Source organism: Delftia tsuruhatensis NBRC 16741, from assembly GCF_001571325.1.
GTDB lineage: Bacteria > Pseudomonadota > Gammaproteobacteria > Burkholderiales > Burkholderiaceae_C > Comamonas > Comamonas tsuruhatensis.
Genome location: NZ_BCTO01000010.1, coordinates 135,337 through 156,743, shown reverse-complemented (window position 1 = coordinate 156,743; position 21,407 = coordinate 135,337). Strand labels below are relative to the sequence as shown.

Genomic DNA, 21,407 nt, shown 5'->3' with positions numbered 1-21,407 from the left:
GAGTTGGGGTCAACAATAAATTGTAGCGGGGCGAGTATGGTTATTCCATGCTGCTTGTGCCGTTGACAGGCTCCAAAGCCGCGCAATACTGCGCTATCTCAAACTCTTTCCAGATGGAGCCAGCCATGGGCATGATGCAGGAATTTCGTGAGTTCGCAGTTAAGGGAAACGTGGTAGATCTCGCCGTGGGCGTCATCATTGGTGGAGCGTTTGGCAAAATCGTTGATTCCGTGGTAAACGACCTGATCATGCCGGTCGTGGGCCTGGTTTTCGGCAAGCTGGACTTCTCCAATCTGTTCGTCGTGCTGGGCAGCGTACCCCCCGGAACGGCAATGACGCTCGATGCGCTCAAGAAGGCCGGCGTCCCCGTATTTGCCTATGGAAACTTCATCACGGTGGCAGTGAACTTCATCATCCTGGCCTTCATCATTTTCATGATGGTCAAGCAGATCAACCGCCTGCGCCGCGAGGCACCGGCAGCCCCCGCTCCCGCGCCCGTCACCCCCGAAGACATCGTGCTGCTGCGCGAGATTCGCGACAGCCTCAAGCGCTGAAATCCGTGTTTTGACGCAAATCAAAACGCCCGTGGCATGGTTGCCACGGGCGTTTTCCATTACTGCGGATTCCCGATGCTTGGGCTAACCATTCAAGCCGCCAATTTGCGCGCCATTCGCACGGCCTCAATCAGGCTTCCGGCCTCTGCAACACCCTGCCCCGCAATATCGAAAGCCGTGCCGTGGTCCGGACTGGTGCGTACCAGCGGCAGCCCCAATGTGACATTCACGCCTTTTTCCACGCCCAGGTACTTCACGGGAATCAGTCCCTGGTCGTGGTACATGGCCAGCACCGCGTCGAACTCGCCGGGATGGCCAGGAGCATTGCGGGCGCGCATGAACACCGTATCGGGCGCAAAAGGTCCGTGGGCGTCCAGGCCCTCGGCGCGCGCCTGGGCGATGGCCGGGGCAATGATCTCCACCTCCTCGCTGCCGAACAGGCCGCCCTCGCCCGCATGCGGGTTCAGCCCTGCCACGCCGATCCGCGGCAGGCGGCCCAGGCTGCGCGACAGGGCCTCATGCGTGATGCGCAAGGTCTGCAGCAGGTTGTCCTTCGTTACCGCATCGATCGCCTTGCGCAGCGAGGTATGGATGCTGACCAGCACCGTGCGCAGCTCATCGTTGGCCAGCATCATGCGCACCGGCATGTGCGACAGCTCCACGCCCGCGTGCCGGGCCGCCTCGAATTGCAGCAATTCCGTGTGGCCGGGGAAGTCCACGCCTGCGGCATGCAGCGCCTCCTTGTGCAGGGGCGCCGTGACCAGAGCCGCGATCTCGCCTCGCAAGGCAGCCCGCGCGGCCCAGACCACGCAGCGCGCAGCCGCGTCACCGGCGCTGGCGCTCACCTGCCCCCAGGGCGCAGGACCGGGCAGCCCGGGCAGCTCCAGCAAAGGGATGCAATGGGGCGGCACCTGCCACAGTTGCCCAGCCGACTCGATGACGGCCACGGGCATGGGAATGGCGTTGTCGCCATCGCGCGCACGCGCCGCCACGGCGGCTGCCCGGCGCAGCGTCTGCAACTCGCCGACGACGAAGCAGCCGCGCATCTGCTCGGGCGCGTCCATGAACGCCTTGGCAATGGTCTCGGGCCCCACCCCGGCAGAGTCGCCCTGGGTAATGGCCATCAAGGCCGTGGACTGTGTGGAATCAGGCATTTTCAGTATCCGGATCAGGCAAGCCGGGCATTCGCGCCGCGCTTGCAGCAAAAGGCCTCGCCCCCTGGGCGGGCCAATAGTGGGCCACTAACAGGCCAGCATCAGGCCGGATTGTCGATCTCGATGAAACGGTGCTCCAGCCCCAGCTCCAATGCCACCTGGCCCGCCAGGGCCGGCGCGCCGTAGCGCTCCGTGGCATGGTGGCCTGCCGCCAGGAAGGCCACGCCCGTTTCCCGGGCCAGATGCGCCTGCGGCTCGGAAATCTCGCCCGTGATGAAGGCATCGGCCCCAGCGGCAATCGCGGCCTCGAAGAAACCTTGCGCGCCGCCCGTGCACCAGGCAATGCGGCGAATGGGGTGATTGGGGCGCAGGCGCTCTCCCCCCACGCAGACAGGCGTGCGCCCCAGCGCCTGCTCCACATGCCTGCCCAACGCAGCCGCATCGGCAAAATCCGCTGCCGCCATCCAGCCCAGGTTCTGCTCGCCAAACGTTGCCTGGCCCTCAAGCCCCAGCTGCACGCCCAACTGCGCGTTGTTGCCCCATTGCGGATGGGCATCCAGCGGCAGATGGTAGGCAAAGAGATTGATGTCGTGGGCCAGCAGCAGGCGGATGCGCTCCTTGAGCCAGCCCGTGATGCGGCCATCCATGCCGCGCCAGAACAGGCCGTGGTGCACGAAGATGGCATCGGCCTGCGCCTCGATGGCCGCCTCGATCAGCGCGCGGCTGGCCGTCACCCCGCTGACGATGCGGCGGATCTCGCCGCGCCCCTCCACCTGCAGGCCGTTGGGACCATAGTCCTTGAAGCGCTCGGGCTGCAGCAAACCGTCGAAGTGGGCCAGGAGTTCTTGTCGCGTGGTGCTCATGAAAGGATTGTCAGCGATCCATGCGGCGCCCAGGAAAAAGGGCAGCCATGCTGCCCTTCATTCCACTGCCAAGCTCAGCCGCGCCTGGGTTGCCAACCACGGCAGGCAAGGGGCCAGAAGCCGATGGCCGCGCCCAGGATGCCCATGGCCGCCACATAGTGCGCAGGCGCCATCACATCCACCTGCTGCCACACGGACACCAGCATGGGCGTCATGCCGCCGAACACCGCATAGGCCATGTTGTAGGCAAAGGACAGGCCCGTGAAACGCACCTCGGCCGGGAAGGCGCGCACGCCCACCACCGGCAGCAGCGCAATGCTGCCCACGAAAAAGCCCACCAGCGCGTAGCTCCACACCAGCGAGGACGCCGTGCCCGGCAGGTTCAGATAGAACGCATAGGCCGTCACCGTCATGCCCAGCCAGCCCGTGACCATGGCCACACGCGTGCCCATCCGGTCGGACAGCCAGCCCCAGAACACACAGCCCAGCGTCAGCGTCACCGTGGCCACGGCATTGGCCTTCATGGCCAGGGCCGCGTCGATGTGGAAGACCTTCTGCAGATAGGCCGGCGTGAACAGCACCACCACCACGATGGCCGTGGACAGCACCCAGGTCATCAGCGCCACCAGCACGCAGGCCTGGCGGTGGTCGCGCACGATGGTCTTGAGCGGCAGTTCGCGGTCGGCCTGCTTGCGCGCCATCAGCTCCTGGAAGATGGGTGTCTCATGCAGGAACTTGCGCAGATAGACCGACACCAGGCCGAACACGCCGCCCAGGATGAAGGGCATGCGCCAGGCCCAGTCGTGGATCTCCTCGGCGCTGTAGGTGCTGTTGAGCCAGACACCGATGATGGAGCCCAGGAAAATGCCGCCCGTGATGCCCGAAGTCAGCGAGCCGATGGCAAAGCCATAGTGGCGCGCCGGCGCATGCTCGGCCACGAAGACCCAGGCGCCCGGCATCTCGCCACCAATGGCCGCGCCCTGCAGCACGCGCATGGCCAGCAGCAAAATCGGCGCGGCAATGCCGATGGAGGCATAGGTGGGCAGCAGGCCGATCACCAGCGTGGGCACGGCCATCAGGAAGATGGACAGCGTGAACATCTTCTTGCGGCCCAGGATGTCGCCAAAGTGCGCAATCAGAATGCCGCCGATGGGCCGGGCCAGGTAGCCCGCTGCAAAAATGCCCAGCGTCTGCAACTGGCGCAGCCAGTCCGGCATCTCGGCCGGGAAGAACAGCTTGCCGATGACGTTGGCGAAGAAAACGAAAACGACGAAGTCGTAGAACTCCAGGGTGCCACCCAGGGCCGACAGGCCCAGGGTCTTGTAGTCCTGTCGGTTGAGAGGACGTGCGGTCGCAACAGCAGGGGCCATGCCCGGCTGCGCTTGGTCAAGCGTAGTCATGGTTTTTTTCCAGGGATCGAACAGCAGGACAGCGCGGTGGATGCCACGGCAACGGATGGGCGTGCGGCGGCAGATCGTTCTGCAAGACTTCGGGATCGGAGGACTTGGCTCTCTCTTGGGGCCGGCTTGTGGGCCAGCGCAACAGCGAACGCGGCGTGGCGCAGTCGTCCGGGGATTCTAGGGTTTGTACTGTAGCTGTGTGGGGAGCGCGGCTTTGGTGCTCGCCCGCCGGCCCACCGCCCCGCTCACGACATGCCTCACAATGGGGCCTTGTCCTCCCGCACAGAACACCACACTTCATGAAACGCACCTGGCTGCTGTTTTCGCAGGCGGTCACCATCCTGGTGGCTGCCTACTTCGTCGTTGCCACCCTGCAGCCGGACTGGCTGCGCCGCGGCGCCGTGCGCAGCAACGCGGGCATTGCGTTGCTGGAGGCGCCGGCCACGCCCGTCGGAGAAGTCAGCCCGGGCAGCTTTGCACCTGCGGCCAAGAAGGCGGCGCCTGCCGTGGTGAGCATCAACACCAGCAAGGCGGTACGGCATCCGCGCAGCAACGATCCGTGGTTCCAGTTCTTCTTCGGCGACCAGGGCACGCAGGAGCAGGCAGGCCTGGGCAGCGGCGTGATCATCAGCCCGGACGGCTACATCCTGACCAACAACCATGTGGTCGAGGGCGCCGATGACATCGAGGTCACGCTGACCGACAGCCGCCAGGCCAAGGCCCAGGTGATCGGTACCGATCCCGAGACCGACCTGGCCGTGCTCAAGATCGCCCTGGACAAGCTGCCCGTCATCGTTCTGGGCAATTCCGACCAGATCGACGTGGGCGACCGCGTGCTGGCCATCGGCAACCCCTTCGGCGTGGGCCAGACGGTGACCAGCGGCATCGTCAGCGCCCTGGGCCGCAGCCAGCTGGGCATCAATACCTTCGAGAACTTCATACAGACCGACGCCGCCATCAACCCCGGCAATTCGGGCGGCGCGCTGGTGGATGTCAGCGGCAATCTGCTGGGCATCAATACCGCCATCTATTCGCGCTCGGGCGGCAGCATGGGCATCGGCTTTGCGATTCCCGTGTCCACGGCCAAGCTGGTGCTGGACGGCATCGTCAAGGACGGCCGCGTGGTGCGCGGCTGGATCGGCGTGGAGCCCAATGAGCTGTCGCCGGAGCTGGCAGAGACCTTTGGCGTGAAGGCCGACTCCGGCGTGATCATCACCGGCGTGCTGCAGGCAGGCCCCGCTGCCCAGGCCGGCATGCGCCCGGGCGATGTGATCGTGCAGGTGGGCGACAAGCCCATCCGCAATGTGTCCGAGCTGCTGACCGCCGTGGCCGCGCTCAAGCCCGGCGAGGCTGCGAAATTCGATGTGCGCCGTGGCGAAGGCCCCGTGGAGCTGCAGATCACCCCGGGCCTGCGCCCTGCGCAGTCGGCACAGCGCATGCAGCGCCGCTGACCCGCCCCCCGCCCCAACGAAAAAAGCGCCTGTGAACAGGCGCTTTTTTCGTTGCAGGGCCGGTGCTGAGCTACAGCTTGTGCAGGCGCTGGGCCGCGCGCCATTGCGCGCCGGGCGCCACATGCACGGGCGCATCGATGGCGGCGGCCTCCACGCACAGCATCTGCCGCCACCCCTGCGGCGGCATGTCGGGCAGACGTTCACACAGCGCGGGGCCGGGGTTCCAGACCACGGTCTCGCTCCAGGCGGCATCCTGCGAGATCCGCAAGCCGCCGCCAGGTGCGGCCAGCTCCATGGCGTTCCCGGGCCGGGGGTAGACGCGATCGAGCTCTTCGCCAAAGCGCACGTCACCGTGCTGCGTGGGATGGGTGTCGGCCACGGCATCCCAGTAAGGCAGGCCGTCAAGGCCTTGCAGCCGGCATTGCTCCACGTCCGCCACGCGCAGGTAGCTGTGCAAGGCGGCAGTGAAAGCCAAAGGCGTGTCGCCCCGGTTGTGCACTACCAGCTCCACGTCAAGCCGGCCGGGCAACAGCGTCACCTCCAGCCAGGTCTCGAAGGAAGGCGGCCAGACGGCGCGCGTCTGCGGCGTGTCGGCGAGCCTGAGCCGCAGGAACAAGCCATCGCCGGCAAGAACCTCGGCCTGTGCTGCATCAGCCTGCCACGGCAGGGTGCGCGCAAAGCCGTGCTTGACCAGCGGGCCGCGTTGGTTGAATTGGGGAAAGCAGACCGGAATACCGCCGCGTATGGGTGTGTGGCCGTCATGGGCGGCATGAGGGCTCAGGAACAGTTGCTCCTCGCCACCTGCCTGCCAGGAGAGCAGTTGTGCCCCTTGCAAGGCCACCAGGGCAGCATCGCCGCAGGCCAGGCGCAGGCGGATGGCGGGCAGGCCATGCCATGCATCAGCGCAGGCGCCGGGAGCTTGCACGGCCGCAGGTAAAGCTGTTACTGCGGGAAAGGAAGATGTAACTTTCATGCTTGAATATAGCCTTTCCCCCGCCCAGCCTTCCTCTGTCATGCAACGCTCCCACGCTCCCTCTCCTCTTGTCCTGCGACTCGGCATGCTCGCCCTGGCCGCCTCCTTGGCTTCCTGCGGCGGAGGCGGTGGTGGTGACAGCAGCGCTGGCGGCGGCACCGGGGGCGATGGCGGCGGCACCGGCCAGCCCGGAGTGACCTCGGTCACCGTGCAATGGACGGCCCCGGCCGCCAGGGATGTGGTGACTGCAGGCTCGGCACTGACCCTGCGCGCAGGTGTTCTCGCAGATGGCGTGAATGCCGCCGATGGAACCGTGGTGAGCTTCAGCGCAGCCACAGGCGTCAGCACCTCGGCGCTGACCAGCTCCGGCGTGGCAACTGCCTCCCTGACCGGCGCCACGCCGGGCCGCCAGCAGGTGCAGGCCAGCGCCACCGTGGGAAGCCGCACGGGCAGCGCTTCGCAGACCTTCTATCTGCGCCCGGCTCCTGCGCCGCTGCGGGTGCTGGTGCCTGCGTATTTCTATCCCACGGGCGCGGGGGCCACGGCCTGGAATGCGCTGGCAGCCAGCGCCCAGGCGAATCCGACCGTGCAGATGACGGCCATCCTGAACCCGGCCAACGGCATTTTCAGTGGCCCGGATGCGAACATCATGCGCGCCGCAACCGCTTTTGCCAACGCGGGCGGGCAGTTGGTGGGCTATGTGAGCTCCAGCTATGGCACGGGCACGCGATCGCTGGCAAGCATCCAGGCCAATATCGACAACTATTTCACGCACTACGGCGCAGGCCTGGTCAAGGGCTTCTTCATTGACGAGATGGCGGCCACCACCAACCGGCTGGACTTCTACCGCAGCATCTACCAGTACATCAAGGCCAAGAATCCCGACCTGATCGTGATCGGCAACCCAGGCCTCGTGCCCGTGGCCGGTTATGCCGATGTGGCCGATGTGCTGACCACGTTCGAGGGCAAGGGCTCCACGTACGCCACCTACGATCCGCGCACGACCAGTTTCGATTGGCTGTACGGGCTGGCCAATAGCCACCAGGCCTCGCTGGTGCACAACGTGTCGGGCTGCGCGGCCATGCAGACGGCTGTGCAGTCGGCCGCCTCGGCACGCTACCAGGCGGGATGGATCTATGTGACCCAGCTGGAGTTCGAGCCCAGCACCGGCGTGGGCAACCCCTGGGCCGGGCTGCCGAATTACTGGGATGCCTTTGTGCAGACCGTGCGCGCCACCAATGCCGGGCAAGCCCTTCCCGCCTGCTCGTAGCGGCCGCTTGAAACCCCGGCGCTGAATGCAGCGCGGGCGCCTGTCAGGGACAGGCGCCCGCGAATATCGAGAAGGCGCAGGCCGCTCAGGCCGTGAGTTCGTCGGCGCGAGCCTGCGCTGCGGCGAAGTCGAGATCGCCCGAGTAGATGGCGCGACCGCAGATCACGCCCTCGATGCCTTCGTCCTCGACCTTGCACAGCGCCTCGATGTCGGCCATGCCCGCCAGGCCACCCGAGGCGATGACGGGGATCTTCAGCGATTGGGCAAGATTGACGGTGGCATCGATGTTGATGCCCGTGAGCATGCCGTCGCGGCCGATGTCGGTGTAGATGATGGACTCCACGCCCCAGTCCTCGAAGCGCTTGGCCACCGAATGCACGTCCTGGCCCGTGAGCTTGCTCCAGCCGTCGATGGCGACCTTGCCGTCCTTGGCGTCGAGCCCGACGATCACATGGCCGCCGAAGGCGCTGCAGGCATCCTGCAGAAAGCCGGGGTTCTTCACGGCAGCGGTGCCGATGATCACGTAGCTGATGCCGGCATCTATGTATTTCTCGATGGTGTCCAGATCGCGGATGCCTCCGCCGAGCTGCACCGGAATCCGGCCGTCCACCTCTTTGAGGATGGCCTTGATGGCCGCAAGGTTCTTGGGCTGGCCCGCAAACGCGCCATTGAGGTCCACCAGGTGCAGGCGGCGCGCGCCGGCGTCGAGCCAGCGGCGGGCGATGATGGCCGGGTCTTCGCCGAACGTGGTCGACTGGTCCATATCACCCTGGATGAGGCGTACGCAGTGGCCGTCCTTGAGGTCGATGGCAGGAATGAGCAGCATGATGGTTTGCGAGCAATGAAGGCCTGGGATTCAGCGGCCGGTGCGGGGAAGAAAAGGGGATTCAGGGCTTCCAGCCCAGAAAGTTGCGGAACAGGGCCAGTCCCTGGTCAGCGCTTTTTTCGGGGTGAAACTGCGTGGCGAAAATATTATCGCGCGCGATGGCGCAGGCAAAGCGCCCGCCGTAGTCGGCCTGAGCAGCGCAATGCTGCGGCTGCTGCACCACGGCATAGAAACTGTGCACGAAGTAGTAGAAGCTGTCTTCGGGAATTCCACGCCACAGCGGGTGGGCATGGCCGGCGTTGTGCGTCTGGTGCACGCGGTTCCAGCCCATCTGCGGAACCTTGAAGCGGCTGCCATCGGCCTGGGTGCGGCCCGCCAGATCGAACTTGCGCACGTTGCCGGGGATGAGGCCCAGGCCGGGCACGTCACCTTCGTCGCTGTGGTCCAGCAGCATCTGCATGCCCACGCAGACGCCGAACAGGGGCTTGTTGGCAGCGGCATGCAGCACGGCTTCCTGCAGGCCGGATTCGCGCAGCTCGCGCATGCAGTCGGGCATGGCGCCCTGGCCCGGCAGCACGACGCGGTCGGCGGCCAGGACCACCTCGGGATCGGAGGTCACAACGACCTGCCAGCCGGAATCGGCGGCGGCCGTGCGCACGGCCTGTGAAACCGAGCGCAGATTGCCCATGCCGTAATCGACGACGGCGACGGTGTTGTCAGTCAAACTCATAGCGTGTGGCGCGTGTTCTGTCGGATTTTCGGCGGGATTGCCCGGTCAGATCAAGTTCTGGCCGATGCCAATCGCTTCTCTTTACAGAGCGCCCTTGGTCGAGGGGATGACGCCGGCCATGCGCTCGTCATGCTCCAGCGCAAAGCGCAGGGCGCGTGCGAAGGCCTTGAAGATGGTCTCGCACTGGTGGTGGGCATTGAAGCCCTTGAGGTTGTCGATGTGCAGGGTCACGCCCGCATGGTTGACGAAGCCCTGGAAGAATTCGTAGACCAGCTGGGTGTCGAGCTGGCCGATGCTGCCGGCCGTGAATTTCACGTCCATGTGCAGCCCGGGACGGCCCGAGAAATCGATGACCACGCGGCTCAGGGCCTCGTCCAGCGGCACATAGGCGTGGCCGTAGCGGCGGATGCCCTTCTTGTCGCCCACGGCCTTGGCGAAGGCCTGGCCCAGGGTGATGCCGATGTCCTCCACCGTGTGGTGGCCGTCGATGTGCAGGTCGCCCTCGCACTCGATGTCCAGGTCGATCAGGCCGTGGCGCGCGATCTGGTCGAGCATGTGATCCAGAAAGCCGATGCCCGAGTGCAGGCTGGCCTTGCCCGTGCCGTCCAGGTTGATGGCGACCTTGATCCGGGTCTCGGCGGTGTTGCGCTGCACTTCGGCGGTGCGTGCGGGGACTGCATTGCTCATAGGGATTCCTTCAGGGCCGCCAGCATCTGGGCGTTTTCTTCGTGGGTGCCCACGGTCAGGCGCAGGCAATTGGCCAGCAGCGGGTGCATGGCACTGACGTTCTTCACCAGCACGCCCCGGGCCTTCATCTCGGCCTGGGCACGCGCGGCATCGCGCACGCGCAGCAAGACCATGTTGGCCTCGGATGGCCAGATCTTTTCCACACCCGGCAGCGCGGTCAGCGCGTCGATCAGCGGCTGGCGCTCGGCGCGGATGGCCACGGCCTGCTGCGCATACAGCGCCTCGTGCTCCAGCGCGAAGATGGCCGTCTCGCAGTTGAGCACGCTGATGTTGTAGGGCGGGCGCACCTTGTCGATCTCGCCGACGATGGCGGCCGGGCCGATCAGGTAGCCCAGGCGCGCACCGGCCAGGCCGAACTTGCTGAGCGTGCGCATCAGCAGCACATGGGCGTTGCGGGCCGGGTCGGCGCGCATGTTCTCTGCCCAGCTGCGGCGGGCGAAGGGCTGGTAGGCCTCGTCCATGACGACCAGGCCGCCGATGGCGCCGACCGCGTCGATCACGGCCTGCACATCGGCCTCGGCCCAGAGCGTGGCCGTGGGATTGTTGGGATAGGCGATATAGGTGATGGCGGGGCGGTGCTCGGCAATGGCGGCGCGCATGGCGGGCACGTCCAGCTCGAAGTCGGCCGTCAGGTCGACCCCCACAAAGTCCAGGCCCTGCAGCCTGGCGCTCATGGGATACATGACGAAGCCCGGCATGGGCGCCAGCATGGTGGCGCGGCCCTCGGCGTGGGGCTGGGCACAAGCCAGGGCCAGCAGCGTGATGATCTCGTCCGAGCCATTGCCCAGCAGTACGGCGCTGCCGGCCGGCGCCTGCGCGTAGCGGGCCAGCATGTCCTTAAGCACTTCCTGGCGCTCGCCAGGGTAGCGGTTGATCTCCAGCCGGCCCAGGCGCTCGCCCAGCGCGGCCTGCAGCTCGGGTGGCAGTCGGAAGGGGTTCTCCATCGTGTCCATCTTGAGCAGGCCTTGCGAGGGCTGCACATGGTAGGCATGCATGGAGCGGACATCGGCGCGGATGCGCTCCAGGGCCAGGGCCTGAACCTGCGGAATGGAAGCTGTCATGGCATGCACACTTTCACGAGTCAGTGGGGGAAGAAATCCATCAGCGAAGCCGCTCAGGCCTGCTGCTGCGGCGGCACCTGGTGCAGCGGGTGCACCATGGCGACGCCGCCGAACTGGGCGCCGTGCGGCAGGTGCAGGGTCAGCATCTGCTCGCAGCCGCTGTGCTGGGCGCAGGCCACGGCCAGGCAGTCGCCAAAGGCCAGCTGGTGGCGCGATTGCACGGCCCAGGCGGTCTCCAGCGTGGCGGCATCGGTCTTCCAGGGCGTCCAGGTCTGGTAGCGGCGGATGGCGGCGCGCGCATCGCCCTGCGGCAAAGGCTGGGCGGCCGTGGTGACCTGTTCATAGAACTCGCACAGCGACTGACTGCCGGTGCGCCCGCTGCGCGTGCGCCACAGCAGGTCCAGCCACTGCAGCACGGCGGCATGCAAGGCGCCCTGCCCCGTGTCTTCGGCAGCGACCAGCACGGAGGTATCGACGAAGACGGTGTTCATGCCTGGCCCTCGCGGCGCAGCGCGGCACTGCGCTGGGCGGGCTGCGTGGATGACGGCTGGCCGCCGTCCCAGCCGCGCTCGTCGGTGCGCCAGGCCAGGTAGGCGCGCTCGTAGGCGTCCTCGCGGCGCTGCATCTCGGCCATGAAGTCGCCCACCATGCGCGAGACGCTGGTGCCGCGGCGCGCGGCCTCGATGCGGGCCCATTCGAGCACGCTGTCTTCGACGGTGATGGTGAGGTTCTTCACAGGGTGCAAGTCTACACGAAATTCGTGCTCCACTGATTTCGTGTCGATTCTTGACATACTTGCTCTAGCCTTCAGGCAGCAAAAAGCGCCGCCCCTTTCGGTGACGGCGCCTTCGTCCAATAGGAAGCGAGTGTCTACTTCAGGCGCATTTCGGCCGCGCGCGCATGGCCTTGCAGGCCTTCGCCATGCGCCAGCACCGAGGCGATGCGGCCCAGGGTCTGGGCGCCCTGCTCGCTGACCTCGATGAGGCTGGATCGTTTCTGGAAGTCATAGACCCCCAGCGGCGAGGAAAAGCGCGCCGTGCCGCTGGTGGGCAGCACATGGTTGGGGCCGGCACAGTAGTCGCCCAGGCTTTCGCTGGTGTAGGCCCCCAGGAAGATGGCGCCTGCATGGCGCAGCAGCGGCTCCCACTGGTGGGGATCGTTGCTGGAGACTTCCAGGTGCTCTGGCGCGATGCGGTTGCTGATGGCGCAGGCCTCCTGCATGTCGCGCGTGAGGATGAGGGCACCCCGGTCGCTCAGGCTCTTGGCGATGATGGCGCGTCGCGGCATCTCGGGCAGCAGGCGGTCGATCTCGCGCTGGACGGCGGCGATGTAGTCGGCATCGGGGCACAGCAGGATGCTTTGCGCCAGCTCGTCATGCTCTGCCTGGCTGAACAGGTCCATGGCCACCCAGTCGGGCGGCGTGCTGCCGTCGGCCAGCACCAGGATTTCACTGGGGCCGGCAATCATGTCGATGCCCACGGTGCCGAACACCCGCTTCTTGGCGCTGGCCACATAGGCATTGCCGGGGCCGGTGATCTTGTCCACCTTGGGGATGGTGGCCGTGCCGTAGGCCAGGGCCGCCACAGCCTGGGCACCGCCGATGGTGAAGCCGCGCGTGACGCCCGCCACATAGGCGGCCGCCAGCACCAGGGCATTCTTCTCGCCGCGCGGCGTGGGCACGACCATGATGATTTCCTGCACGCCAGCCACATGGGCGGGAATGGCATTCATCAGCACGCTGGACGGATAGGCGGCCTTGCCGCCGGGCACATAGATGCCCACGCGGTCCAGCGGCGTGACCTTCTGGCCCAGCAGGGTGCCATCGGCGTCGCGGTAGCTCCAGCTCTCGCCGCTGGCGCGCTTTTGGGCCTCGTGGTAGGTGCGCACGCGCTGGGCGGCGGCCGTCAGCGCATCGCGCTGCTCGTCGCCCAGGCTGTCGAAGGCGGCCTTGAGCTCGGCCTGCGTCAGCTCCAGCGCTGCCATGCCGTCCGCCTGCAATCCGTCGAAGCGCGCCGTGTACTCCAGCACGGCCGCATCGCCACGCTTTTGCACATCGGCCAGGATGTCGGCCACGCGCTGCTCGATGGCCGCGTCCGTGTCCGCCGACCAATGCAGGCGCTGCGCAAAATCGTGTTCGAAGTTGGCGTCAAGCGTGGACAGGCGGGCGGGAGCGGCTTGGTATTCCATGGTGCAGAGGGCTTCAGTCTTGGGGAATGGCCGATGCGAAGGCATCGATGATCTTGCGCAGAGGGGCCTGCTTGAGCTTGAGCGAGGCCTGGTTGACCACCAGGCGCGAGCTGATCTCCATGATGGGCTCGACCTCGACCAGGTCATTGGCCCTGAGCGTGTTGCCGGTGGACACCAGGTCGACGATGGCGTCGGCCATGCCGGTCAGCGGGGCCAGTTCCATGGAGCCGTAGAGCTTGACCATGTCCACGTGCACGCCCTTGGTGGCGAAGAAGTTGCGCGCGATCTCGGGATACTTGGTGGCGATGCGCAGGCGGGCGCCCTGCTTGACGGCCAGCGCGTAGTCGAAGCCGTTGCGCACGGCGACGCTGACGCGGCAGCGCGCGATCTTCAGGTCCAGGGGCTGGTACAGGCCCTGGGCACCATGCTCGATCAGGGAGTCCAGGCCGGCCACGCCGAGGTCGGCGCCGCCGTACTGCACGTAGACCGGCACGTCGGAGGCGCGCACCAGCACCACGCGCACGTGGCTCTGGTTGGTCTCGAAGATCAGCTTGCGCGACTTTTCAATGTCTTCGGTGACCGAGATGCCGGCAGCGGCCAGCAGCGGCACGGTTTCGTCGTAGATGCGGCCCTTGGACAGGGCAATCGTGATGGTCATTGGGAAACTCTTTCGATGTCGGCACCCAGGCCGCGCAGCTTGTCTTCCATGCGATCGTAGCCGCGGTCCAGATGATAGATGCGATCGACCAGGGTCTCGCCCTTGGCCACGAGGCCGGCGATGACCAGGCTGGCCGAAGCGCGCAGGTCGGTGGCCATGACGGCCGCGCCCGACAGCGACTGGCTGCCGGTGATGGTGGCCACGCGTCCGTCGGTGGTGATCTGCGCGCCCAGGCGCAGCATCTCGTCGACGTGCATGAAGCGGTTCTCGAAGATGGTCTCGGTGACCATGCTGCAGCCTTCGGCCACCAGGTTCAGCGCCATGAACTGCGCCTGCATGTCGGTGGGAAAGCCCGGGTACTCGGTGGTGCGGAAACTCTGGGCCTTGAGCTTGCCGGCAGCGCGCACGCGGATGCCGCCCTCCTCGGCGGACACTTCGGCCCCAGCGTCCTTGAGCTTGTCGATGACCGCGCCCAGGTGGTCGGCACGGCCATTGCGCAGCAGCGCCTCGCCGCCCGTGGCCGCCACGGCGCACAGGAAGGTGCCGGCCTCGATGCGGTCGGCCACCACCTGGTGCTCGCAGCCGCTCAGCCGCTCCACACCCTGGATGACGATGCGGCTGGTGCCGTGCCCTTCGATCCTTGCGCCCATCTTGATGAGCATTTCGGCCAGGTCGCCGATCTCGGGCTCCATGGCGGCGTTTTCCAGCACCGTCTCGCCTTCGGCCAGCACGGCGGCCATCAGGAAGTTCTCGGTGCCCGTGACCGTCACCATGTCGGTGGTGATGCGGGCGCCCTGCAGGCGCTTGAGATGCCCGGGCAGGCACGCGTGCATGTAGCCGTTCTCGACAACGATCTCGGCACCCATGGCCTGCAGGCCCTTGATGTGCTGGTCCACGGGGCGCGAGCCGATGGCGCAGCCGCCGGGCAGCGAGACGCGGGCCTGGCCGAATCGGGCCAGCAGCGGGCCCAGGGCCAGGACCGAGGCGCGCATGGTCTTGACCAGTTCGTAGGGTGCCTCGGGGTTGGACAGCGAGCCGGCGTGGATGCGCACGGTGCCGCTGTCATCGTGCTCGGCGCCGACACCCATGTTGCGGATGAGCTTGAGCATGGTGGCCACGTCCTGCAGACGCGGCACATTGCGCAGGGTGACGGGCTCGGACGACAGCAGCGCGGCGCACAGCTCGGGCAGGGCGGCATTCTTGGCGCCGGAGACCGTCACCTCGCCATGCAGCGCTCGGCCACCGCGAATCAGGAGTTTGTCCATGGCTGACAGACTTGAATCTGGAAATCGGGAAAAAGGAGATGCCGCACGGGCCGTATCGACCAGTTGCGGCAGAAAGTCTGAGGCGTCGTGACCGGGCTGTGCGCTCAGGCCTGGCCGGCCTGGGCAGCCCACTCGGCGGGCGTGTAGGTCTTCATGGACAGCGCATGGACCTCGTCGGTATGCATGCGCTGGCCCAGCGTGGCGTAGACCAGGCGCTGGCGCTGCAGCAGGCGCTGGCCCTCGAATTGGGCCGAGACGATGGTGGCAAACCAGTGCCGTCCGTCGCCTTCCAGCGCAATGTGTTCGCAAGGCAGGCCGGTGGCGATCAGTTCCTTGAGTTGGTCTGCAGTCATGGGGAAGCTTTCCTGCCATGCATCGCGGCATGGCCTTGGTTGGCGGCGGCGCCGGGCGCCGGCCGCCTGTTCATGGGTGGGTTCGAAAATGCCGGCACAGCGCCCGCCGCAGCCTGTGAAAAAACCTCAGCCGCGGATCTTGTAGCCGATGCGCAGCAGGTGCACGGCCAGGGCACTCACCGCCAGCCAGGCCGAGCCGACGATGGCCAGGCTGACCCAGGGCGACACGTCGCTCTGGCCGAAGAAGCCATAGCGGAAGCCGTCGATCATGTAGAAAAACGGGTTCAGATGGCTGACTTTTTGCCAAAAAGGCGGCAGCGACTGGATGGAATAGAACACGCCTGACAGGAAGGTCATGGGCATGATCAGGAAGTTCTGGAAGGCCGCCATCTGGTCGAACTTGTCCGCCCACAGGCCGGCGATCACGCCCAGCGTGCCCAGCAGCGCCGCGCCCAGCAGGCCGAAGACCAGAATCCACAGCGGCGCCGTGAATTCGGGAATGGCAAAGTACAGCGTGACGACGAACACGCCCGCGCCCACCAGCAGCCCGCGCAGCACCGACGCTCCCACATAGGCCCCGAACCAGGCCCAGTGCGACAGCGGCGTGAGCAGCACGAAGACCATGGAGCCCATGATCTTGCTCTGTACCAGGCTGGAGGAGCTGTTGGCGAAGGCGTTCTGCAGCACGCTCATCATCACCAGGCCAGGGATCAGGAAGGCCGTGTAGCTGATGCGGTCGTACACCAGCACCCGGCCTTCGAGCACATGGCCGAAGATCAGCAGATAGAGCACGGCCGTGAGCACGGGTGCGGCCACGGTCTGGAAGCTGACCTTCCAGAAACGCAGCACTTCCTTCTTGAGCAGAGTCTGCCAGCCGTTCATGCCGAAGCTCCCTGCGAAGTCTGTCCCTGCTCATTCATCACATGGATGAAGACATCCTCCAGATCGGCGCGGCGGATTTCCACGTCCTCGGGCACAACGGAGCCCTCGCGCAGCGCGGCGAGCAGGCGCTCCACATCGCTGGCGTCGTTGGCGGGTATCTGCACGATGCGGCCGGTCACCCGCGCACGCGCGGCCAGGGCCGGCGGCAAGGCGGTATCGGTCTTGAACTGCAGCACGTTGGAGGAGGCGGACTTGAGCAGATCCGACATGGTCGAGAGCTTGACGATGTTGCCCTGCTTGAGCATGGCCACGCGGCTGCACAGCGCCTCGGCCTCTTCCAGGTAGTGGGTGGTGAGCAGCACGGTATGGCCTTCGCGGTTCAGGCGTGCGATGAAGTGCCACAGCGTCTGGCGCAGCTCCACGTCCACGCCGGCCGTGGGCTCGTCGAGCACGATGATGGGCGGCTTGTGCACCAGCGCCTGGGCCACCAGCACGCGGCGCTTCATGCCGCCGGACAGCTGGCGCATGTTGGAATTGGCCTTGTCGGTCAGCCCCAGGCTGTGCAGCAGCTCGTCGATCCAGTCGTCATTGTTCCTGACGCCGAAATAGCCGGACTGAAAGCGCAGCGCCTCGCGCACATTGAAGAAGGGATCGAAGACCAGCTCCTGCGGCACGATGCCCAGCTTGCGCCGGGCAGCCGAGTAGTCGGCATGCACGTCGCTGCCCTGGACCAGCACGCGGCCGCTGGTGGCGCGCGACAGGCCGGCCAGGATGCTGATCATCGTGGTCTTGCCAGCGCCATTGGGACCGAGCAGGCCGAAGAACTCGCCCTCCTCGATGTCCAGACTCACGTGGTTGAGCGCCTGGAAGGCCCCCTTGGGGGTCTGGTAGGTCTTGGAGATGGATTGGAATGAGACGGCAGACATGCGAGGCGCGATTCTAGGCCCTTGCAGCCAAACCTGCCTTGCAGGGCTCTTTGCAGCGGCGCGCTGCGCCGGCTCAGGAGGGGGAGGATGCGGCCATGTCGGCCAGCAGCCCGTCGACGCCATACAGCGCCGCCATGGACTGCAGGCCCTGCGGCAGGCCCACGACCACCAATTGCTTGTCTGCCGCCTTCGCGGTGCGGCGGCAGGCCAGCAGCACGGCCAGTGCGGACGAGTCGAAGACCTCGACACCGCTGGCATCGACACGCACCTGGGCGCCGTCGAAGGCCTGCACCTGGGGCCGCAGCTGCACGAGACAGCTGCGCGCCTGGCGGTAGGTCAGTTCACGGGGGAGCTGCAGCATGGCGCGTGCGTCCGCGGCTGTCAGCCCTTGGAGGGCGGCGTGGCCGGCATCTTGCTGCGCGTGGCCAGGGTCTCGATCAGGCCGTCGATGCCGCGGGCATTGATTTCCTGGCTGAACTGGTTGCGGTAGGTTTCCACCAGCCACACGCCCAGCACGTTCAGGTTGTAGATCTTCCAGCCGTCGCCGGACTTCTCGAGCCGGTAGTCCAGCTGCACGGGCTCGCCGCGGCCCAGCACTTCGGTGCGCACCAGCACATCGGTGTCGCCGGCTGCCGCGCGCAGGGGCTTGACGTTGATGGTCTGGTTGCTGACCTGCGTCAGCGCGCCCGAATAGGTGCGGATCAGCAGGGCCTTGAACTCGGTCTCCAGCTTCTCGCGCTGCGCAGGCGTGGCCTGGCGCCAGGCCGGCCCCACCGAGGCGGAGGTCATGCGGCGGAAATTCACATACGGCATGACCTTGTCATTGACCAGCGCATTGACCTTGGAGACATCGCCCTCGCGCAGCGAGGGGTCCTTCTTGATGGTTTCCAGCACGTCGGTGGAGACACGCTTGATCAGCGCATCGGGGGTCTCGCCGGCTGCGCGGGCCGGTAGTGCCGCGCCAAGGGTTCCCATGGCCAGCATGGCTGCAGCGGCAGCGCTCCAGGCACGTCGATTGATCATCACTCTTCCTTTCCCAGCAGGGCCTCATGCCCCGGACCGGGTTGATATTGCACATTTTTCCGGCCGCGCCATGTCAGGCAGCGGCCGTTTTTCATCTCGGGATGTTACGAACTGCTTACTTCGCGCCGTCTTCGGGCGGCAGCTTGCCGGCATCGTCGTCGTAATCCTCGATGCGACCGTCATCACCCGACTTGCCACGCCGCAGGTTCAGGTAGACATCGCGCGTCAGGCTGTAGCGGTCGAGCGCGACGGAGTCCAGCGTGTCGGAGGCATTGAGCAGGCGGGCACGTGTATCCACCAGTCGCAGCACATACAGGCTGTTGCGCACCGGGATGTCGTTGATCGCCGACATGGGGTTGCCCCAGGCATCCACCGGAAGAGCCGCAGTGTCACGCACCGTGGACGGGCCCAGCAGCGGCAGCACCAGGTACGGCCCGGTGGGCACGCCCCAGCGACCCAGGGTCTGGCCGAAGTCCTGCTTTTGGCGCTCGATGCCGGCCTCGCTGGCGATGTCGAGCAAGCCGCCCAGGCCGAAGACCGTATTCACCGAGAACCGCACGACGGAGTTGTAGGCGCCTTCGGCCTGGCCCTGCAGCGCGTTGTTCACGAAGGACCAGACATCGCTGAGGTTGGAGAAGAAATTGCTCACGCCATCGCGGGCCAGACGCGGAGTGACGTCGCGGTAGGCCGTGGCCACCGGCTTCAGGACGGCACGGTCCAGGCCGTCGTTGAACGAGTAGACGCTGCGGTTGAACGGCTCGAACGGGTCCTGGGGATTGCGGGCCTCGCCCGGCGCGGTGGCGCAGCCGGCGAGCAGCGAAGCGGCGGCCAATGTGCCCAGCATGGCTGCGCGCTGCCAGGATGCTGCCTGGACTGCAGGGCGACCCGCGGTCGCCTGTTCATGGTTGGTTGTCATTCTTTGCCTCCTGCACCGGAGCTGCCACCCTGCTCGGCCTTGCCGTAGAGGAACTGTCCGATCAGATTTTCCAGCACAACGGCCGACTGGGTTGCGACGACGCGGTCGCCATCCTTGAGGTTGTGGTCATCTGCGCCGGCTTCGATGCCGATGTACTGGTCGCCGAGCAGGCCGCTGGTCAGGATCTTCAGGGAACTGTCCTTGGGAAACGCGTAGCGGTTTTCCATGGCCATGGTCACGCTGGCCTGAAAGACCTGATCGTCGAAGGTGATGGATTCCACGCGGCCCACGACGACGCCCGCGCTGCGCACGGCCGCCTTGGGCTTGAGTCCGCCGATGTTGTCGAAGCGCGCGGTCAGCGTGTAGGTTTTCTGGAAGCTCAGGCTCAGCAGGTTGGCCGACTGCAGCGCCAGGAACACCAGCGCCGCAGCGCCGATCAGCACGAACAGTCCGACCCAGACATCACTCTTGGATTGCTGCATGGTTTGTTTTTCCTTGTTTTGCGGGGGTGGCTTCGGTGCCGGGTCAAAGGCTGAACATCGTGGCCGTGAGCAGGAAGTCCAGCCCCAGCACGGCCAGCGAGGCCATCACCACCGTGCGCGTGGTCGCGCGGGACACGCCTTCGGGCGTGGGCTTGGCTGCATAGCCCTGCAGCAGCGCGATGAAGGTCACCGCCACGCCGAACACCAGGCTCTTGAGAACGCCGTTGCCCAGGTCATACCACCAGTCCACGCCGTTTTGCATCTGGCCCCAGAAGGCACCGCCATCGACGCCGATCATGACCACGCCCACCAGCCAGCCGCCGATCACGCCGACGGCGCTGAAGACAGCGGCCAGCAGCGGCATGGCGATCAGGCCGGCCACGAAGCGCGGCGCCAGGATGCGGCGCACGGGGTCCACGGCCATCATTTCCATGGCCGACAACTGCTCGCCGGCCTTCATGAGGCCGATCTCGGCCGTCAGCGCCGTGCCGGCACGGCCGGCAAACAGCAGCGCCGTGACGACGGGGCCGAGCTCGCGCACCAGGGACAGCGCCACCAGCAGACCCAGCGCCTCGGCCGAGCCGTAGCGCTGCAGGGTGTAGTAGCCCTGCAGGCCCAGCACGAAACCGACGAACAGGCCGGACACGCCGATGATGGCCAGCGAATAGTTGCCCAGGAAATGGATCTGGTCGCCAATCAGCCGCGGCCTGCCCAGCGCCGGCCCCATCAGCGCGAGCAGGCGGCCGAACAGGCGGGTGCCCATGCCCAGCTGGGTCAATTGGTGGCGCACTGCCGCGCCGATGCGAGCGGGATGCAGCCGGTTCATGCGCGCCTCCGGCCGTTGGCCTTGACCGGGCTTTCAGGCGTGCCGAAATCCTCTTCGGCACTCACGCCGGGGTAATGGAAGGGTACGGGGCCGGTGGCGCGTGCGTGGATGAACTGCTGCACCAGCGGATCGGGATTGGCCTTGACTTCCTCGGGCGAGCCCTGGGCGGCGACACCGCCGTTGCCCAGAATGACCACATGGTCGGCCACATGGAAGGTTTCCTCCACGTCATGGGACACCAGGATGGAGGTCAGGCCCATGGCGTCGTTGAGTTCTCGGATCAGTTGGGCAGCGGTGCCCAGGGAAATGGGGTCCAGCCCGGCGAAGGGCTCGTCGTACATGACCAGTTCGGGGTCCAGTGCAATGGCCCGCGCCAGCGCCACGCGGCGGGCCATGCCGCCCGATATCTCGCTGGGCATGAGGTCGCGCGCACCGCGCAGACCCACGGCATGCAGCTTCATGAGCACGATGTCGCGGACCAGTTCGTCGGGAAGGTCGGTGTGCTCGCGCAGCGGGAAGGCCACGTTGTCGAACACGCTCATGTCGGTGAACAGGGCGCCGAACTGGAACAGCATGCCCATGCGCCGGCGCGCAGCGTACAGGCCCGCTGCGTCCATGGTGGTGACGTCCTTGCCATCGAACAGCACCTGCCCCTGCTGGGCATGCTGCTGGCCGCCGATCAGGCGCAGCACGGTGGTCTTGCCCCCGCCCGATGCGCCCATCAGGGCCGTGACTTTGCCGCGCGGCACCTGCAGCGACAGGTCGCGCAGGATCACACGCTCGCCATAGCCGAAGGTGACGTTGCGCAACTCCACGAAAGAGGCGGTTGGGATCATGCTGTGGTGCGGTCGATAAATGTT

25 protein-coding genes are annotated in these 21,407 nt (G+C 66.3%); 3 read left to right on the top strand and 22 right to left on the bottom strand.

The genetic code is table 11. From position 1 onward, the window contains the following. The first annotated feature begins 125 nt into the window (after nucleotides 1–125). Nucleotides 126–554: a large conductance mechanosensitive channel protein MscL gene (gene mscL, locus DTS01S_RS03780; RefSeq protein ID WP_012207302.1), complete on the top strand. Its 429-nt coding sequence runs from the start codon at nucleotides 126–128 to the stop codon at nucleotides 552–554. A 92-nt stretch (nucleotides 555–646) separates the two neighbouring features. On the opposite strand, the gene pdxA is transcribed toward mscL, so the two are convergent. From pdxA to DTS01S_RS03765, 3 genes are all read right to left on the bottom strand, one after another. Then, nucleotides 647–1,708 carry a 4-hydroxythreonine-4-phosphate dehydrogenase PdxA gene (gene pdxA, locus DTS01S_RS03775; protein WP_026062415.1) on the bottom strand — a complete coding sequence of 354 codons (1,062 nt, stop codon included), beginning with the start codon at nucleotides 1,706–1,708 and terminating at the stop codon, nucleotides 647–649. Nucleotides 1,709–1,809: 101 nt separating this feature from the next. Continuing rightward, on the bottom strand, nucleotides 1,810–2,571 hold the full coding sequence (locus DTS01S_RS03770) for a Nif3-like dinuclear metal center hexameric protein (protein WP_016445595.1): 762 nt from the start codon (nucleotides 2,569–2,571) through the stop codon (nucleotides 1,810–1,812). A gap of 74 nt (nucleotides 2,572–2,645) precedes the next feature. After that, nucleotides 2,646–3,971, bottom strand: a complete 1,326-nt coding sequence (locus tag DTS01S_RS03765) for an MFS transporter (RefSeq protein ID WP_016445594.1) — start codon at nucleotides 3,969–3,971, stop codon at nucleotides 2,646–2,648. Between the two features lie 299 nt (nucleotides 3,972–4,270). On the opposite strand from DTS01S_RS03765, the gene DTS01S_RS03760 reads away from it, so the two are divergent. Next, nucleotides 4,271–5,422 (top strand): S1C family serine protease, encoded by a 1,152-nt coding sequence (locus tag DTS01S_RS03760; protein ID WP_061287369.1) that lies wholly within the window; start codon nucleotides 4,271–4,273, stop codon nucleotides 5,420–5,422. A gap of 70 nt (nucleotides 5,423–5,492) precedes the next feature. On the opposite strand, the gene DTS01S_RS03755 is transcribed toward DTS01S_RS03760, so the two are convergent. Then, nucleotides 5,493–6,395, bottom strand: a complete 903-nt coding sequence (locus DTS01S_RS03755) for a D-hexose-6-phosphate mutarotase (RefSeq protein WP_254787884.1) — start codon at nucleotides 6,393–6,395, stop codon at nucleotides 5,493–5,495. Nucleotides 6,396–6,480: 85 nt separating this feature from the next. Between DTS01S_RS03755 and DTS01S_RS03750 the strand changes: the two genes are divergently transcribed. Next, on the top strand, nucleotides 6,481–7,665 hold the full coding sequence (locus DTS01S_RS03750) for a spherulation-specific family 4 protein (RefSeq protein ID WP_017405511.1): 1,185 nt from the start codon (nucleotides 6,481–6,483) through the stop codon (nucleotides 7,663–7,665). Between the two features lie 85 nt (nucleotides 7,666–7,750). On the opposite strand, the gene hisA is transcribed toward DTS01S_RS03750, so the two are convergent. The 18 genes from hisA to DTS01S_RS03660 form a co-directional block, all read right to left on the bottom strand. After that, nucleotides 7,751–8,491: a 1-(5-phosphoribosyl)-5-[(5-phosphoribosylamino)methylideneamino]imidazole-4-carboxamide isomerase gene (gene hisA / locus DTS01S_RS03745; RefSeq protein WP_016445590.1), complete on the bottom strand. Its 741-nt coding sequence runs from the start codon at nucleotides 8,489–8,491 to the stop codon at nucleotides 7,751–7,753. 61 nt (nucleotides 8,492–8,552) lie between these two features. Next, nucleotides 8,553–9,221 (bottom strand): imidazole glycerol phosphate synthase subunit HisH, encoded by a 669-nt coding sequence (gene hisH / locus DTS01S_RS03740; protein ID WP_017405475.1) that lies wholly within the window; start codon nucleotides 9,219–9,221, stop codon nucleotides 8,553–8,555. 81 nt (nucleotides 9,222–9,302) lie between these two features. Continuing rightward, nucleotides 9,303–9,908, bottom strand: coding sequence for an imidazoleglycerol-phosphate dehydratase HisB (hisB, locus tag DTS01S_RS03735; protein ID WP_016445588.1), 606 nt, complete (start codon nucleotides 9,906–9,908; stop codon nucleotides 9,303–9,305). Continuing rightward, nucleotides 9,905–11,029 (bottom strand): histidinol-phosphate transaminase, encoded by a 1,125-nt coding sequence (hisC, locus tag DTS01S_RS03730; RefSeq protein ID WP_017405474.1) that lies wholly within the window; start codon nucleotides 11,027–11,029, stop codon nucleotides 9,905–9,907. The genes hisB and hisC overlap by 4 nt, the downstream gene beginning before the upstream one ends. Before the next feature lie 53 nt (nucleotides 11,030–11,082). Further along, nucleotides 11,083–11,520, bottom strand: coding sequence for a PIN domain-containing protein (locus DTS01S_RS03725; protein WP_017405473.1), 438 nt, complete (start codon nucleotides 11,518–11,520; stop codon nucleotides 11,083–11,085). Further along, the gene (locus DTS01S_RS03720; protein WP_174538854.1) at nucleotides 11,517–11,822 is read right to left on the bottom strand and encodes a hypothetical protein; all 306 of its coding nucleotides are present in this window, start codon (nucleotides 11,820–11,822) and stop codon (nucleotides 11,517–11,519) included. Before DTS01S_RS03720 ends, DTS01S_RS03725 begins: the two co-directional genes overlap by 4 nt. 77 nt (nucleotides 11,823–11,899) lie before the next feature. Continuing rightward, on the bottom strand, nucleotides 11,900–13,216 hold the full coding sequence (hisD, locus tag DTS01S_RS03715; RefSeq protein WP_017405471.1) for a histidinol dehydrogenase: 1,317 nt from the start codon (nucleotides 13,214–13,216) through the stop codon (nucleotides 11,900–11,902). A gap of 13 nt (nucleotides 13,217–13,229) precedes the next feature. Further along, on the bottom strand, nucleotides 13,230–13,874 hold the full coding sequence (hisG, locus tag DTS01S_RS03710) for an ATP phosphoribosyltransferase (protein WP_017405470.1): 645 nt from the start codon (nucleotides 13,872–13,874) through the stop codon (nucleotides 13,230–13,232). Further along, a complete protein-coding gene (gene murA, locus DTS01S_RS03705) occupies nucleotides 13,871–15,139 on the bottom strand; it encodes a UDP-N-acetylglucosamine 1-carboxyvinyltransferase (RefSeq protein ID WP_016445582.1) in 1,269 nt (422 codons plus the stop codon). The genes hisG and murA overlap by 4 nt, the downstream gene beginning before the upstream one ends. Nucleotides 15,140–15,243: 104 nt before the next feature. After that, nucleotides 15,244–15,492 (bottom strand): BolA family protein, encoded by a 249-nt coding sequence (locus DTS01S_RS03700; RefSeq protein WP_012207326.1) that lies wholly within the window; start codon nucleotides 15,490–15,492, stop codon nucleotides 15,244–15,246. Between the two features lie 126 nt (nucleotides 15,493–15,618). Continuing rightward, nucleotides 15,619–16,374: an ABC transporter permease gene (locus DTS01S_RS03695; RefSeq protein ID WP_016445581.1), complete on the bottom strand. Its 756-nt coding sequence runs from the start codon at nucleotides 16,372–16,374 to the stop codon at nucleotides 15,619–15,621. Continuing rightward, the gene (locus tag DTS01S_RS03690; protein ID WP_013800798.1) at nucleotides 16,371–17,300 is read right to left on the bottom strand and encodes an ABC transporter ATP-binding protein; all 930 of its coding nucleotides are present in this window, start codon (nucleotides 17,298–17,300) and stop codon (nucleotides 16,371–16,373) included. The genes DTS01S_RS03695 and DTS01S_RS03690 overlap by 4 nt, the downstream gene beginning before the upstream one ends. Before the next feature lie 73 nt (nucleotides 17,301–17,373). Beyond that, nucleotides 17,374–17,661 carry an STAS domain-containing protein gene (locus DTS01S_RS03685; protein ID WP_047217101.1) on the bottom strand — a complete coding sequence of 96 codons (288 nt, stop codon included), beginning with the start codon at nucleotides 17,659–17,661 and terminating at the stop codon, nucleotides 17,374–17,376. Between the two features lie 20 nt (nucleotides 17,662–17,681). Then, a complete protein-coding gene (locus DTS01S_RS03680) occupies nucleotides 17,682–18,323 on the bottom strand; it encodes an MlaC/ttg2D family ABC transporter substrate-binding protein (protein ID WP_016445579.1) in 642 nt (213 codons plus the stop codon). Nucleotides 18,324–18,438: 115 nt separating this feature from the next. Then, on the bottom strand, nucleotides 18,439–19,239 hold the full coding sequence (locus tag DTS01S_RS03675) for an MlaA family lipoprotein (protein ID WP_034364771.1): 801 nt from the start codon (nucleotides 19,237–19,239) through the stop codon (nucleotides 18,439–18,441). After that, nucleotides 19,236–19,721, bottom strand: coding sequence for an outer membrane lipid asymmetry maintenance protein MlaD (gene mlaD / locus DTS01S_RS03670; RefSeq protein ID WP_016445577.1), 486 nt, complete (start codon nucleotides 19,719–19,721; stop codon nucleotides 19,236–19,238). Before mlaD ends, DTS01S_RS03675 begins: the two co-directional genes overlap by 4 nt. A 43-nt stretch (nucleotides 19,722–19,764) precedes the next feature. Next, the gene (gene mlaE, locus DTS01S_RS03665; RefSeq protein ID WP_016445576.1) at nucleotides 19,765–20,547 is read right to left on the bottom strand and encodes a lipid asymmetry maintenance ABC transporter permease subunit MlaE; all 783 of its coding nucleotides are present in this window, start codon (nucleotides 20,545–20,547) and stop codon (nucleotides 19,765–19,767) included. Then, nucleotides 20,544–21,383 carry an ABC transporter ATP-binding protein gene (locus DTS01S_RS03660; protein ID WP_016445575.1) on the bottom strand — a complete coding sequence of 280 codons (840 nt, stop codon included), beginning with the start codon at nucleotides 21,381–21,383 and terminating at the stop codon, nucleotides 20,544–20,546. Before DTS01S_RS03660 ends, mlaE begins: the two co-directional genes overlap by 4 nt. Between the last annotated feature and the right edge of the window lie 24 nt (nucleotides 21,384–21,407).